At 70.9% G+C, this 13,046-nt stretch carries 15 protein-coding genes; 9 read left to right on the top strand and 6 right to left on the bottom strand.

Translation table 11 applies throughout. The features are described 5' to 3' along the window. Positions 1-229: 229 nt before the first annotated feature. Both ACGFY5_RS34415 and ACGFY5_RS34410 read left to right on the top strand, forming a co-directional pair. Positions 230-3,658, top strand: a complete 3,429-nt coding sequence (locus tag ACGFY5_RS34415) for a helix-turn-helix domain-containing protein (RefSeq protein WP_392726783.1) — start codon at positions 230-232, stop codon at positions 3,656-3,658. Positions 3,659-3,698: 40 nt separating this feature from the next. Continuing rightward, positions 3,699-4,151, top strand: a complete 453-nt coding sequence (locus ACGFY5_RS34410; RefSeq protein ID WP_392727836.1) for a MarR family transcriptional regulator — start codon at positions 3,699-3,701, stop codon at positions 4,149-4,151. A 30-nt stretch (positions 4,152-4,181) separates the two neighbouring features. Here ACGFY5_RS34410 and ACGFY5_RS34405 read toward each other — a convergent pair whose 3' ends face one another. After that, on the bottom strand, positions 4,182-4,817 hold the full coding sequence (locus tag ACGFY5_RS34405) for a DUF998 domain-containing protein (RefSeq protein WP_392726780.1): 636 nt from the start codon (positions 4,815-4,817) through the stop codon (positions 4,182-4,184). Between the two features lie 6 nt (positions 4,818-4,823). Then, complete coding sequence (locus ACGFY5_RS34400; RefSeq protein WP_392726779.1) at positions 4,824-5,573, bottom strand: class I SAM-dependent methyltransferase; 750 nt, start codon at positions 5,571-5,573, stop codon at positions 4,824-4,826. A 208-nt stretch (positions 5,574-5,781) separates the two neighbouring features. On the opposite strand from ACGFY5_RS34400, the gene ACGFY5_RS34395 reads away from it, so the two are divergent. Then, positions 5,782-6,096, top strand: coding sequence for an STAS domain-containing protein (locus tag ACGFY5_RS34395; protein ID WP_392726778.1), 315 nt, complete (start codon positions 5,782-5,784; stop codon positions 6,094-6,096). 11 nt (positions 6,097-6,107) lie between these two features. After that, complete coding sequence (locus tag ACGFY5_RS34390) at positions 6,108-6,836, top strand: ATP-binding protein (RefSeq protein WP_392726775.1); 729 nt, start codon at positions 6,108-6,110, stop codon at positions 6,834-6,836. Here the strand turns inward: ACGFY5_RS34390 and ACGFY5_RS34385 are convergent. Then, a complete protein-coding gene (locus ACGFY5_RS34385; RefSeq protein ID WP_392726772.1) occupies positions 6,826-7,440 on the bottom strand; it encodes a DUF1345 domain-containing protein in 615 nt (204 codons plus the stop codon). The two genes, ACGFY5_RS34390 and ACGFY5_RS34385, sit on opposite strands and share 11 nt — an antisense overlap. 115 nt (positions 7,441-7,555) lie before the next feature. On the opposite strand from ACGFY5_RS34385, the gene ACGFY5_RS34380 reads away from it, so the two are divergent. Beyond that, positions 7,556-7,864, top strand: a complete 309-nt coding sequence (locus ACGFY5_RS34380) for a hypothetical protein (RefSeq protein ID WP_392726770.1) — start codon at positions 7,556-7,558, stop codon at positions 7,862-7,864. 28 nt (positions 7,865-7,892) lie between these two features. On the opposite strand, the gene ACGFY5_RS34375 is transcribed toward ACGFY5_RS34380, so the two are convergent. Next, positions 7,893-8,426, bottom strand: coding sequence for a hypothetical protein (locus tag ACGFY5_RS34375; RefSeq protein ID WP_392726768.1), 534 nt, complete (start codon positions 8,424-8,426; stop codon positions 7,893-7,895). An 89-nt stretch (positions 8,427-8,515) separates the two neighbouring features. On the opposite strand from ACGFY5_RS34375, the gene ACGFY5_RS34370 reads away from it, so the two are divergent. Together ACGFY5_RS34370 and ACGFY5_RS34365 are read left to right on the top strand one after the other, a co-directional pair. Next, on the top strand, positions 8,516-9,751 hold the full coding sequence (locus ACGFY5_RS34370) for an endonuclease/exonuclease/phosphatase family protein (RefSeq protein ID WP_392727833.1): 1,236 nt from the start codon (positions 8,516-8,518) through the stop codon (positions 9,749-9,751). Then, positions 9,748-10,560, top strand: a complete 813-nt coding sequence (locus tag ACGFY5_RS34365; protein ID WP_392726766.1) for an aminoglycoside phosphotransferase family protein — start codon at positions 9,748-9,750, stop codon at positions 10,558-10,560. Before ACGFY5_RS34370 ends, ACGFY5_RS34365 begins: the two co-directional genes overlap by 4 nt. On the opposite strand, the gene ACGFY5_RS34360 is transcribed toward ACGFY5_RS34365, so the two are convergent. Beyond that, entirely contained in the window at positions 10,557-10,973 is a 417-nt protein-coding gene (locus tag ACGFY5_RS34360; RefSeq protein WP_392726764.1) for a hypothetical protein, read from the bottom strand. The two genes, ACGFY5_RS34365 and ACGFY5_RS34360, sit on opposite strands and share 4 nt — an antisense overlap. Before the next feature lie 150 nt (positions 10,974-11,123). Between ACGFY5_RS34360 and ACGFY5_RS34355 the strand changes: the two genes are divergently transcribed. Together ACGFY5_RS34355 and ACGFY5_RS34350 are read left to right on the top strand one after the other, a co-directional pair. Further along, positions 11,124-11,552: an SRPBCC family protein gene (locus tag ACGFY5_RS34355; RefSeq protein WP_392726761.1), complete on the top strand. Its 429-nt coding sequence runs from the start codon at positions 11,124-11,126 to the stop codon at positions 11,550-11,552. Beyond that, positions 11,549-12,013 (top strand): GNAT family N-acetyltransferase, encoded by a 465-nt coding sequence (locus tag ACGFY5_RS34350; protein WP_392726758.1) that lies wholly within the window; start codon positions 11,549-11,551, stop codon positions 12,011-12,013. The genes ACGFY5_RS34355 and ACGFY5_RS34350 overlap by 4 nt, the downstream gene beginning before the upstream one ends. A gap of 7 nt (positions 12,014-12,020) precedes the next feature. On the opposite strand, the gene ACGFY5_RS34345 is transcribed toward ACGFY5_RS34350, so the two are convergent. Continuing rightward, complete coding sequence (locus ACGFY5_RS34345) at positions 12,021-12,992, bottom strand: Lrp/AsnC family transcriptional regulator (RefSeq protein WP_392726756.1); 972 nt, start codon at positions 12,990-12,992, stop codon at positions 12,021-12,023. Positions 12,993-13,046 lie beyond the last annotated feature (54 nt).

The raw sequence follows: 13,046 nt of genomic DNA, 5'->3' as shown, positions 1-13,046 counted from the left end.
TCGACGACGGCGAACTTGTCGCCCGAGGAGGAGATCAGGTCGTTGATCTGCGCACAGGGCCGCTGCAGAAGCGTCCACGCCCGCCAGGCGATGGCGAGCGCAGCGCCGGCCATGCCGCTCAGAGCAACAAGCCACACCAATGCCGACGCTGAACGCAAAGCCCACGCGGGAGCCGGATGGCCGTACAGCTTCGTACACTTGTGTCCACACGAGACCCGGGGGGGCCTGAGTGGATTCGTCGTGGCCGGAACCTCAAGACGTCAACAGCCGTGAGGAGTTCGCGGCTGCGCTCACCGGCCTGCGGGAGCGGGCCGGGCGCACGGTGCGGGACGTGGCGAAGCTGACCGGGGTGCCGGCGAGCACCGTCGGCGGCTACTTCGGCGGTCGGCACCTGCCGCCGCTCAAGCCGGTCGACGCGCTGCCGCGATTGCTCGAGGCGTGCGGCGTGCACGACCCGGCCGAGGTGGCGGCGTGGGTCGCCGCGCTGAACCGGATCCGGCGAGCGCCGGGACCGCGCCCGAGCGGTGCCCCGGCGCCGTACCTGGGGCTCGCCAGCTTCCAGCCCGAGGACACCGACCGATTCTTCGGACGGGAGGAACTCACCGCCACGATCCTGGACCAGTTCGAAGAGGTCTTCACCCTGTGTGCGGACGAGACCGAGCGGTCGGAGTTCCTCCGCGCGCTGGGTGACGCCCCGACGCTCCGCGTCGTCCTCGGCCTGCGGGCGGACTTCTACGCCGACGCGCTGCGCGTACCGCTGCTGGCCGCGGCGGCCGAGGTCGGCCAGGTGATCGTGCCGCCGATGAGCGTGGACGGGCTGCGCCGCGCGATCGTCGAGCCCGCCCGGCGCGACCGGATGGACGTCGAAGAGGGATTCGTCGACGTCCTGCTGCGCGACACCGGGCACGAGGCCGGCTCCCTACCGCTGCTGTCGCACGTGCTACTGGCCACGTACGAGCTGGGCCGGGGCCGTCGGCTGACGCTCGCCGACTACCACGCGACCGGCGGTCTGCATGGTGCCGTCGCACGGACCGCCGAGAACGCCTACGCCGAGCTCGACCCCGACGAACAGGACTTCGCCCGCCGCCTGTTCCTCCGCCTCGTCCAGGTCTCCGACCACGGTTCGGACACCCGCCGCCGGGCTCCGATCGCCGAGATCCAGCGGGCCGGATCACCGGTGCTGGACCGATTCGTCCGACGCAGGCTCATCACGGTGGAGCAGGACGCCGTCAGCCTCAGCCACGAGGCGCTGCTCTCCGCCTGGCCGCGGCTGCGGGAGTGGCTGGACGCCGACCGGTCGACGCTGATCATGGCCCGCCGGCTCGCCGAGGCCGCCGAGATCTGGGACCGGGAACAGCGCGACCCGGCCGCGCTCTACCGCGGTGCCCGGCTCGTCGCCGCCCGCGACTGGCTGGCGGCAGGGGGAGACGGCCCCTTGGTCAGCGACTTCGTCGAGGCGGGACTGCGGCGCGAGCGGCGCCGCAACGCCCGGCTCTACCAGACCGTGGCCGTACTGATCGTGCTGCTGCTCGTGGCCGTCGCCGGAGTCGTCGTCGCGGTGCAGCAGCGACGCACCGCCGAGACCGAGCGCAACCTCGCGCTCTCCCGGCTGGTCGCGATCCGGGCCGACCGGGTCAGGCAGACCGACGTGCCGTTGGCCGCACAGCTGAGCCTGGTCGCGAACCGGATCGCCGACACCCCGGAAGCGCGCGCCAGCCTCATCGACGCGTCGGCCACCACCGCGTCGCCCCGGATGCTCGGCGGCAACGGTGTGATGCAGTCGATCAGCGTCAGTCCGCGGAAGCGGTTGGTCGCGGCCGGCAGCGCGGACACGACAGTCCGTCTTTGGGACGTCACCGATCCCGCGCATCCGCGCACGCTCGGCACCCCGCTCACCGGCCCCACCGACGTCGTCTACACGACGGCCTTCAGTCCGGACGGGCGGCTGCTCGCGGCCGGCAGCGGCGACCACCGGATCCGACTGTGGGACATCGCCGATCCGCACCACCCGCGGGCCGTGGCGGTCCTGGGCGGGCCGGCCGCCGTCGTCTACTCGGTGGCGTTCAGCCCGGACGGGCGTCTGCTGGCCGCGGGAAGCGGCGACAACACCGTGCGCCTCTACGACGTCGGTACGCACCGCCCGGTGGCGGTCCTCGACGGCCTGACCGGCTTCGCGCAGGCCGTCGCGTTCCGCCCGGACGGCCGGGAGCTGTCCGCCGGGCTGGCGGACGGGTCGGTGCAGCGGTGGGACGTCACCGCTCCGGCGCGTCCCGTCCCGCGTCCACCGCTGACCGGCCCGGACGGAAAGATCTTCGCGATCGCCTACAGCCCCGACGGTCGGACGTTGGCCGCGGGCAGCGCCGATACGAAGACGTACCTCTGGAACCAACAGGGCACGGTCCCCGAGCGTCTCGCCGGAACCGACAGCTGGATCAACGGCGTCGCGTTCAACGACGACGCCACGAAGCTCGCGGTGGCGAGCTCGGACGGCACCGCCCAGGTGTGGGACCTGGCCCGGCGGGTGGTCGTCGCCCGGCTGATCCATCCCGGTCCGGTCACGGCGGTGACGTTCGACGGGACGCGCCTGCTCACCAGTGCCGCCGACGGCGTCGCCCGGGTGTGGCATCTGCCCGGTCCGGTCCTCACCGGGTTACCGGGAACAGTCAACATGGTCGCCTTCCGCCCGGACGGCGCGGTACTGGCGGTCGCCGGGCACGACGTCTCGTTCTTCGATCCGCGGAACCACCAGCGGATCGGCACGCCGATGACGGCGCCCGACCTGGCCACCTCCGTCGGGTACAGCCCGGACGGCCGGACGCTCGCGGTCGGCTTCGGCAACGGCGCGGTGCGGTTCTACGACGTCACCGACCCCCGGCGTCCGGTGCCGCACGGGCAGGCCGTCGTGGCGCCGGGCTTCGTCGTCGAATCGTTGATGTTCAGCCCGGACGGACGGAGCCTCGCCACCGGCAGCGACGACGGCACCGTGCAGGTGTGGAACGTGGAAGATCCGGCCCGGTCCATTCGGCGGGCGGTCGCGGCGACGTTCAAGTCGTACGTCTACACGGTTCGGTTCAGTCCGGACGGAGCGTTGTTGGCCGCCGGGAGCGTGGACAAGACCGCACGGCTCGTCGACGTGTCCGACCCGGACCACCCGCGGGCGCTCGGTGGCCCGCTCCGCGGCCCCGATCACTACGTGATGGCGCTGACCTTCAGCCCCGACGGCCGGACCCTCGCGATGGGCAGCGGCGACCACACCGCGCGCCTGTACGACGTCACGGACCCGGTCCGCCCGCGGCGGACTGGGCCGGTTCTCGAAGGCCCGAATAACTACGTTTACGCCTTGTCGTTCAGCCCGGACGGTCACATGCTCGCAGGTGCTGTCACGGACGGTACTGTCTCGCTGTGGAACACCCGGGATCTGGCACGACCTGAGCTGCTGGGAACGCTCACCGCCTCAGACAAGGCCTTGTACACGGTCGCGTTCGCGCGGGACGGCCAGACGGTAGCTGCGGCTGGAAGGTCAGCCACTGTGTGGCTGTGGACGATCGACCCCAAAGCGGCCGCTCGACTGGTCTGCCGGGCGAGCGGGGACGGTCTCACCCGCGCCGAGTGGGCGAAGTACGTGCCTTCGCTGCCGTACCGGGCGCCGTGCCCTTGACCTCAACCGGAGTTCAGGTCCTACGTTCGGGCGCGTGACGATGACCGACACTGAACTCGCGAACCAGCCCGCCGGTTACTGGACCGGTGTCGCCTACGAGGCGGTGATCGCCTTCATCCGCGCGCGACAGGCCGAGCTGGGCTTCACGCAACCGCAGTTCTGGTTGCTCCGCAACTTGTCGACGGGAGACTTGTGGCCGTCCGGGAGCCCGCGGAGCATCCCGGAGTTGTACGAGGCGATGGCCACGTATCTCCGGCCCGAGGACGACCTGGCCGCCGAAGCCGAGACGCTGCTCGAACGCGGCTGGATCACCCGCGACGACCGGGGGCGCCTCACGATCACCGCGGCCGGCGACGCGGCCAAGGACACCGTCGCTGCGCAGGCGCCAGCGGTGCGCGCCGCGATCCACGACGGCATCGACGACGCCGACTACGTGACGACGCTCAAGGTGCTCCAGCGCATGATCCGCAACGTCGGCGGCTCAGTAGCCTAGTCGGACCCGCCGAAGGACCTCGCCGCGGACCTACGGCGCCTTTTCCAGTCGGTGAGCTGAGCGGGCCCAGACGGCCAGCAGCAGCACGGTCGCGACCTCGGCGAGGCCCAGGATCCGTTCGACGCCGCCGAGGGGGATCGCGCGCCACCAGCGCACACCGGTCCACGGCTCGGACACCAGTGCCCACAGGATCGGCGTGAAGCAGAGGAACGACACGGCGCCGCCCGCGGCGACCCAGCGGGCGGCGTCGGACCGGCGCAGTTGGGGGGCCGCGGCCAGCAGCGCGCCGGCCGGCAGGCTCAGGAACGCCAGCAGGCTGGCGGCGCGGTGGATGTCGCCGTTGATCGACGGGCCGACGGCCCAGTTGTGCTTCTCGAACCAGACGACGCCGACGAGCCCGACCACCCAGAGCAGCAGGGCCACGGCGGCGCCGCGGGTGAGGAGCCGCGAGGTCCACAGCGCGGCGAGCACGGCCAGGGATCCGCCCGCGAGCAGCAGGGTCGCGGTGTCGAACAGCCAGCCGTTCGACAGCAGCGCGTACTGGCTGATCGTCCGGCGGGACCAGTCCAGCTCGGCCGAGGGCGGCACGAAGTGCAGCACACCGAACAGGAGGAGGGACACCAGTACACATCCGGTACCGAGAACGGACAGCGATCGAGAGCTCATCACCCCCTAGCGTGCCACCGCCAGCAGCGAGAACGAGTTCGGCAGCCGGCCGTTCCAGGAGGCGGCGGTGACCCCGCCCATCCGCCAGAACGGTTCGGCGTACTCCTCGAGGTGCAGGATCCGCAGGCCGGCCGTGGCCACGGCCGTCACGATCTCGCCCAGCGTGTGCTGCCGCTGGACCGCGCCGTTCGCGGGGAAGTCGTCGTTGACGTGGCTCGCCGCGAAGTAGTCGCGGTCCGGGCGGATCCGGGGTTCGTCGGGGTCCCAGGTCCAGAGCGCGAACGCGGGGTGCTCCTCGTAGAGGAACAGGTGGCCGCCGGGGCGCAGCAGGCGGGCGACGTCCGCGGCCCAGGCGTCCAGGTCCGGGAGCCAGATCAGGGCGCCCTTGCCGGTGTAGACGAGATCGGCGCTGCCACCGGCCAGCGGAGCGCCGGGCAGCACCCCCACCACGTAGCGGCACGGTGCACCCAGTTCGTCGGCGCGCCGCTGCGCGGCTCGCGTCGTGACCTCGCTGAAGTCGACGCCCACCACCGACCGAGCCCCGGCGTTGGCCAGTGCGACGTCGTCCGTGCCGTTGCCGCTCTGCAGGTGGACGACGTCCGGTGCGGCCGCCAGAACGTCCCGCAGCAATTCGCGTTCGACGTCGAGGAGCGACGAGCCGTCCGCGGCGACGGCGAGCCAGACGTCGTGCTCCTCGACGTAGGTGCGCGCCGCCGTGTCCCAGGCGCGCCGGTTCGACCGAATCGTGGGGTCCATGGGTTCAGGCTGCCTCCGCGGTCAACGCATCACGCGAAGCGGGGCGAAAGGACGGGAAGGCGCGCTAATGCGCATCGAAGTAGGCTGAGCACATTCGGTGGTGGTGTAGCGCCGATGCGTAGCAAAACCGGGGGACCTGATGTACACCGATCGGTGCACGCCCCCGCGCCGCGGGCCTGTCCAGGTGATCAGTGACCCCACTGGCACGTTGAGCGCCCGGCTGGGCACCCGCTACCGCTGCATGCTGTACGCGCTCGAGGGCGACGTCGACGCCCGCACGGCACCCTGGCTCACCGATCAACTGCTCGGCGCCTGCCGCGACCAGAGTGGGGACGCGCTGGTGCTGAACCTACGACACCTGTCGTTCTTCGGCGCCGCCGGGCTGCAGTGCCTGAACACGGTCGCCGAGGTCGCGCAGGTGCTCGACATCCACGTGTCGATCTGGGACCCGCCCCCGTTCGCCCGTCGGGTACTGCGCGCCGGGGACCTGCATCCCTCGGTGCTGGTCGAACCACCGGACTGAGCGTGGGCGCGGTGTCGTACGACGTTCGCGCCGATCGTCAGGTGACGATCGTCCGGTTGCGGGGTTTGCTGGCGCTCCGGGACGTCCCGACCGTGCGGGGTGTCCTGCTCACGTGCCTGACCGACTGTCCGGTCGCGGTGATCGCCGACGTCTCCGAGCTGAGCGTCAGCGGGCCGGTCGTGCTGAACGTGTTCCCGGCCGTGCAGCGGCAGGGTGAACCGTGGCCGAACGTGCCGCTGCTGCTCGCCGGGGTGACCGGGCAGCTGGCGTCGGCGCTGGCCCTCACGGCCGTCCCCGAGCACCTGACCGTCTGCCGCACGCTTCCCGAAGCGCTCGCGCGCGCCGTGGGGCCGCCCGTGCGGGGGCGGCTCCGGTTCGCGCTGCGGCCCACTCTGCAGGCCGCCGCCGACGCCCGCCTGGCCACTCGGAACGCCTGTACGGCGTGGGACCTGGACCATCTTGAGTCGGCGGCCGCGCTCGTGGTCAGCGAACTGGTCGACAACGCGGCCGTCCATGCCCGCACCGACGTCGTCGTGACGCTCATCTACCGGGCGAACCTGCTGCACGTCTGCGTCGCCGACCGCTCGTCGACGCCGGCCCGGCGCATGGAAGCCGTGCGGCCGGGGCGGAACGGGAACGGTCTGCGGCTGGTGGAGGAGTTCGCTTCCGGCTGGGGCACGATGCCGACGCCGGAGGGCAAGCTCACCTGGGCGACGCTCCGTACCGGGCTCAGCCGGTGATGACGCTGACCGCGATACCGATCGTCGCGGTGTTGTACAGGAACGACAGGACGCTGTGCGAGAGCACCTGCAGGCGGATGGCGCTGGTGCGGGTCTCGACGTCGGACACCGAGAACGTCGTGCCGAGCGTGAACGAGAAGTACGCGAACTCGACGTAGGAAGGCTTGTCGATGTTCGGGAACGACAGCGGGGGGTTGGCCGGGTCGGCGGCGTAGTAGGTCTTCGCGTACCGCTCGGCGTACCCGAAGTGCAGGATCGCCCAGGCGAGGATGACGCACGGCAATCCGACGGCCGACGCGAACCACTTTTCGTCGCCGCCGCCGCTCACCGCGATGTCGAGACCGGCGCCGATGCCGATGAGGCTGGTGAGCACGGTGAAGGCCAGGCCGACGCGGCCGCCGAGGCTGCGGGTGAGCCAGACGTCGTCGCCGCGCCGGTTGCTGCGGCGTAAGCGGTACATGCGGGTGGCCAGGTAGAAAATCGCGATGCAGTCCCAAAGCAGGATCCACCCGACGGTGTCCTCGGCGAAGATCGTCCCGATGCCGAGTAGGAGCAGGAGCGTCTCGATCGAGCGGGACAGGAAGTAGGTTGCCTTGCTGGTCATCGGTGTCCTTCGGTCTGAAGCGGAACGCTCCTGACACTAGGGACGACACCTGTCCCGAACCTCCGCCCCGGGTGCGAACCGGTCCTCTATCGATGGGTAGAGGTACGGTCTGCGCATGCGTATTCCGACGGCGGCGATTGCTGCGGGTTCACTCATCGGGGGCTGGCAGGTGGCGCGGCGGACCGGGATCCGACCCCTCGGTGGGGTCGTGCTCGCGGTGGGTGGCGCGCTGGCCGGACGCGAGTGGGCACGGCGAACCAGCCCCGCGGTGACCGGGGCGTTGGTCGCGACGTATTTCGGAGCGTTCGGGCTCTCGCACCCGCTGGCCAAGCGCATCGGCGGCTGGCCGTCCGTGCTGACGGTGTCCGCGCTCACCGCGGCGGCGTCCTACGTCGCCGCTGACCGCCAGGTCGCCGACGACTGACGCGGCACACCTACGCACCTGCGGTTCGCTAGCGCGGAGCGGCGGCCAGGACGGTTGCGGCCAGGGCGATGCGGTGGTCCTTGGTCCAGGGTGGGCCGGGTGGCCGGGGGAGCGGCGCGCCGAGGAGGCGGGTAGCTTGCGCTTCGACGTCTTTGGCGTCGAAGAGGTGCACGGCCCAGCCGCGGGCTTCCGCGGACTCGGCCAGCACCTGGCGGTACATGACCGAGTCCGCGCGCGCCTCGTACGGCACCCGGCGCAGCACCGCGATGTCGGTGGGAAAGTCCGGTGACCAGGCCCGCAGCGACAGCGACAGGATCGGCTCGCCGACGTCGGCCGCGAGGGCGTCCAGCGCCTCGCCCGTCGCCCGGATCGCTGACGCCCGGACCTGAGCCACGAGTGCCGACGCCGCCGCGTCGTCGAGCGCCTTGCCGTCGGAGTGGAACGGGGCGACCGCGACGCCGGGCTCGACCAGCGCGATCCGCCGCCGATCGACGATCCGCTGGTCGGCCGACGCCGTGACGGCCACGGCCCAGCCGAAGTGGTGCGCGACACCGACTCTCATGATGCAGTACACCATCTGATTGAACTGTCGGCGACGGATCGGCCGAAGGTGCCACGAAGCGGTGCGCCGTCCGGTATCGAGAGTGCGTGATCAAGCGAGTTCTATCCGTAGCCGCGGTGTGCGCGGCGATCATCGGTACGGCACCGGCCGTCGCGGTCGCTCACGACGAGCGCGCGGTCCGCTTCGCCACCTACAACCTCTCACTCAACCGGCCCACCGAGGGCCTGCTTCGTGAGCACCTGGCCGCTCCGGACGTCGACGACGTCTACCGGCGCCAAGCGCACAACGTCGCAGAGGTGATCCAGCGCGCGCACCCGGACGTCGTCCTGATCAACGAATTCGACTACGATCCCGAGGCCGCGCGGCTGTTCGCCGAGAACTTCCTGGCGAAGTCGCAGAACGGTGCCCCGGCGCAGCGCTACCCGTACCGGTACGTCGCGCCCTCGAACACCGGCATCTCGTCCGGCTTCGACCTCAACAACAACGGCGTGACCGACACGACGCCGGGCGACCAGGCCTACGGCGACGACTCGTGGGGCTTCGGCCAGTTCCCGGGTCAGTACGGCATGGTCGTCTACTCGAAGTTCCCGATCGACTACTCCGCCGTTCGCACCTTCCAGCTGTTCACGTGGAAGGACATGCCCGGCAACGCGATCCCGACCGACTTCTACTCGCCCGAGGAGCAGGCGGCGCTGCGCCTGTCGTCGAAGAGTCACTGGGACGTGCCGGTGAAAGTCGGCCGGAAGACCGTGCACTTCCTGGTGTCGCACCCGACGCCGCCGACCTTCGACGGTCCGGAGGACCGCAACGGCCGGCGCAACCACGACGAGATCCGGTTCTGGGCCGACTACGTCACGCCGAAGAAGGCGTCGTACATCTACGACGACAAGGGCCACCACGGTGGGTTGAAGCCGGGGCAGAACTTCGTGATCGCCGGGGACGAGAACGCCGACCCGAACGATGGCGACTCGTACCAGAACGCCGCCCGGCAGCTCACCGAGCACCCGCTGATCAACACCGGCACGTTCCCGTCCAGCGCGGGAGCCGTCGAAGCGTCGAAGGTTCAGGGCGGCGCGAACGCCACTCACACGAGTGATCCTCGATTCGACACGGCGGACTTCGCTGACACCGCGCCGGGCAACCTGCACGCTGACTACGTGCTGCCGAACAAGGGCACGAAAATCGTGCGCTCGGGTGTGTTCTGGCCGGGCAAGGCCGATCCGCTGTCACGTTTGACGGGTGTTTTCGACCCGGCGTGGTCGGCGGTCAACGGCTTCCCGACCTCCGACCACCGACTCGTGTGGGCGGATCTGGGACTGCGTTGACGCCCACGTTCACCGCCGGCGGCCCGGGCAGCTCCGGGCCGTCGGCCTCGTCGTTCCTGCAGGACGATCCGTACCGGCCGGTCGTCCGCATCGGCGACACCGTGCGCCGACCGCTGCACGCCTGGTCGGCGACAGTGCACGAAGTCCTGCAACACCTCGAAGCGGTCGGGTTCCCGTACTCGCCGCGTTTCCTCGGTATCGACGCCGACGGGCGCGAGGTACTGACGTATCTCGACGGTGAGTCCGGCGGCGCCGCGTGGCACCGGGTCGTCGGCGACGCGGGCCTGATCGCGATGGCAAGGCTGCTGCGCGAGTACCACGACGCCGTGCGCGGGTTCCGCCCCACGGCGGTGGCCGGCTGGGCCGCCCATGATGGCGCATTCGACGCCGAAGAACTGGTCTGCCACGGCGACTTCGGCCCGTGGAACCTGGTCTGGAACGGCACCCAGCCGATCGGGATCCTCGACTGGGACTACGCCTGGCCCGAGCGGCCCGTGCACGACGTCGCCTACGCCCTGGAGTACGTGGCGCCGTTCCGGGACGATCTGTACAGCCGCGACTCGCTGCACCACCCGGAGCCGCCGGACCGGCGCCGCCGCCTCGAGACGTTCGCCGCCGCGTACGGGTTGACGTCGATCGACGGGCTGGTCGACGAGGTCATCAACCAGCAGCGCGACGTCTTGCGGCGGGCCCGGCAGCTGGCGGCCGAGGGCAGGCAGCCCCAGGTGGCCTGGCAGGAAAACGGCGTACTCGACGCCGCCGACGCGCGGCTCGCGTGGAGCCGCGCGAACCGGCACCTGTTCGACTAGGACAGAAGCTCGCCCTTGAGGTAGTCGCCCGCGGTCTCGCAGACCTGCCGGAACGAACAGCTCACGGTCCAGTACGAGCCGACCACGACGCCGCGCTCCTTCTTGTCGGCGTCGGAAAGCTTCTCGAAGGCCCGCTCGGCCTCCTTGCGGGCCGTGCTCGCGTTCTCGAACGTCGACACGACCGCGTCCCCGCCACCGCCGGTCGCGCACTTCACCCGCTCCTGCGCCGGGGCGAGGCCGCTGGTGACCGGCGTCGTCTGCATGCAGTTCAGGCCTTTGCGGGCGAGTTCCGCGGCCGTGCGTCTCGAGCCCGGTGCCGGGGCTTCGGAACTCCCGTTGGCGCCGGTCGCGAAGAACACGGCAGCGCCGCCGGCGACGGCGACCAGGACGAGCACAGCAAGACCGATGAGCAAGGGCGTTGCACGCTTGCGTTGTACGGAGGAGCCGGATGACGGCGTCGACATCATGGCCGGGCAGCCTAAACGGTGTTCGCCGTGTTGCGCGACGGCTGAATGGCTATCCGTTGGCTGTGGTGAGATGTCGTCGTGGACAACGAGCGGGTCGTGAGTGTTGCGCGGGAGATCGCGGCGCCGGCTGAGGTGATCTTCGAGCTGATCGCGGATCCTTCCCGGCAGCCGTCGTGGGACGGCAACGACAACCTGGCGGTGGCGGCGGACGGGCAGCGGGTGCGGGCGGTCGGTGACGTGTTCGTCATGCGGCTCACCAAGGGCTCGGACCGGGAGAACCACATCGTGGAGTTCGTCGAGGGGCGGCGGATCGCGTGGAACCCGAGTGAGCCGGGTCAGCAGCCGCCGGGGCATCTGTGGCGGTGGATCCTCGAGCCGATCGACGACACCCGCACGCACGTCACCCACGTCTACGACTGGACCCAGCTGACTGACCCGAAACGCCTCCCGACGGCCCGGGCGACGACGCCGGCCAAGCTCGAAGCCTCACTGAACCGCCTGGCCGGTGTCGCCACGTCGTCATGACTGCATCGCGGGACGTGCGGTTGGAGGCGATGAGCGAGACGGAGTACGGGCCGTGGCGGGCCGAGGCGGAGGCGCACTACGCGCGGAGCGCGGCCGCGTCGGGGCGGTCGGCGCAGGACGCGGCGCGTGCGGCGGCTGACACCTACGCGCGGCTGCTCCCGGACGAGTTCGCCACCCCGGACAACCACTTCTGGTACGCCTACGACGGCGAGCGTCGGGTGGGCTTCCTGTGGATCGTGGTCACGGGCACCACCGCGACCGTGCACAACGTCGCCGTCGAATCCGACATGCGCCGCCAGGGCTACGGCCGCGCGATCATGCTCGCCGCCGAGCGCTGGTGCTCGGACAACGCGGTGACCCGGATCGGCCTGCACGTATTCGCCCACAACACCGGGGCCCGGGTGCTCTACGAGCAGCTCGGCTTCATCGAGACGGGCCGCAACCTGGCCAAAGACCTGTGACCGCGCGTCATCGCGGGAGGAGGACCGCGCCGGCGCGTTTGAGGGTGCGGATCACCGGGGCGGTCTCCAGGGAGCGGATCGCGTCCAGGGACGCGATCCGTTCGGTGAGGTAGCGGGCCAGGTCTCCTGAGTCGCGGCAGTTCACCGCGGCGAGCAGGTTGGTGGGGCCGGTGGTGAGGGCCACCAGGGAGACCTCGGGGTGGGTGGCGAGGGCGGTGGCCACGGCGTCGAGGCGGGACGGGCGGACCGAGATCCAGAGGCGGGCTTCGGCGGTGAAGCCGAGCACGTGCGGTGGTACGTCGACGAGGAACGTCAGCAGGCCGGAACGGCGCAGCGCGAGGAGACGACGGCGGACGGTCGGCTCGGACCAACCGGTGGCGGCGGCGAGTTCGGTGTGGGTGGCGCGCCCGTCGAGCGCGAGCCGGTCGAACAGTGCCGCATCGCTGGGCGCGACGGTGACCCGCTCGTCCGTGCCACCGTCCGGGGTGAGGCGGGCGACCTGGTCGGGGCTGAGCCGCGCCGGACCGGCCCAGTTGTTCGGCAGCGCGTAGCCGGAGAGCAGCAGATGGGCGGACACGGCCGTGATCCGCGCGGTGCGGGGCAGCTTGTGCAGCAGCAGCGCCTCGCTCTCCTCGGCGCTGCGGGTCTGGACGCTGCACGAGATCTCGGTTCCGCCCGACAGCAGATGGACGTACGAGGTGTCCGGCCGCGCGGCGAGTGCAGTCGCAATCGGCAGGGCGGCGTCGGGGATGCACTGCAGGCGGATCGTCCACGCCGAGTAACCCAGCGACGCTCCGTTCAACGCCCCGGCGACGCGGAGCAGGCCCGCCGTGCGCAGCCGGCGGTACCGGCGCGCCACGGTGTTCTCGGAGACACCGAGCACGTCGCCGATGAGCCGGAACGGGGCCCGGCCGTCGACCTGGAGGGCGTGAATCAGACCCTCGTCGACGTCGTCGAGGGTGACGGTTTCCGTCGGCATAGGCCTCAATCTGCCAGTTTCACTCGCCCATCGGCGCCTGGCTCGCAGAAGATG

Origin of the sequence: Cryptosporangium sp. NPDC048952 (genome assembly GCF_043197895.1) — a bacterium.
Taxonomy (GTDB): Bacteria; Actinomycetota; Actinomycetes; order Mycobacteriales; family Cryptosporangiaceae; genus Cryptosporangium.
This window is presented reverse-complemented; position numbering and strand designations above follow the sequence as displayed.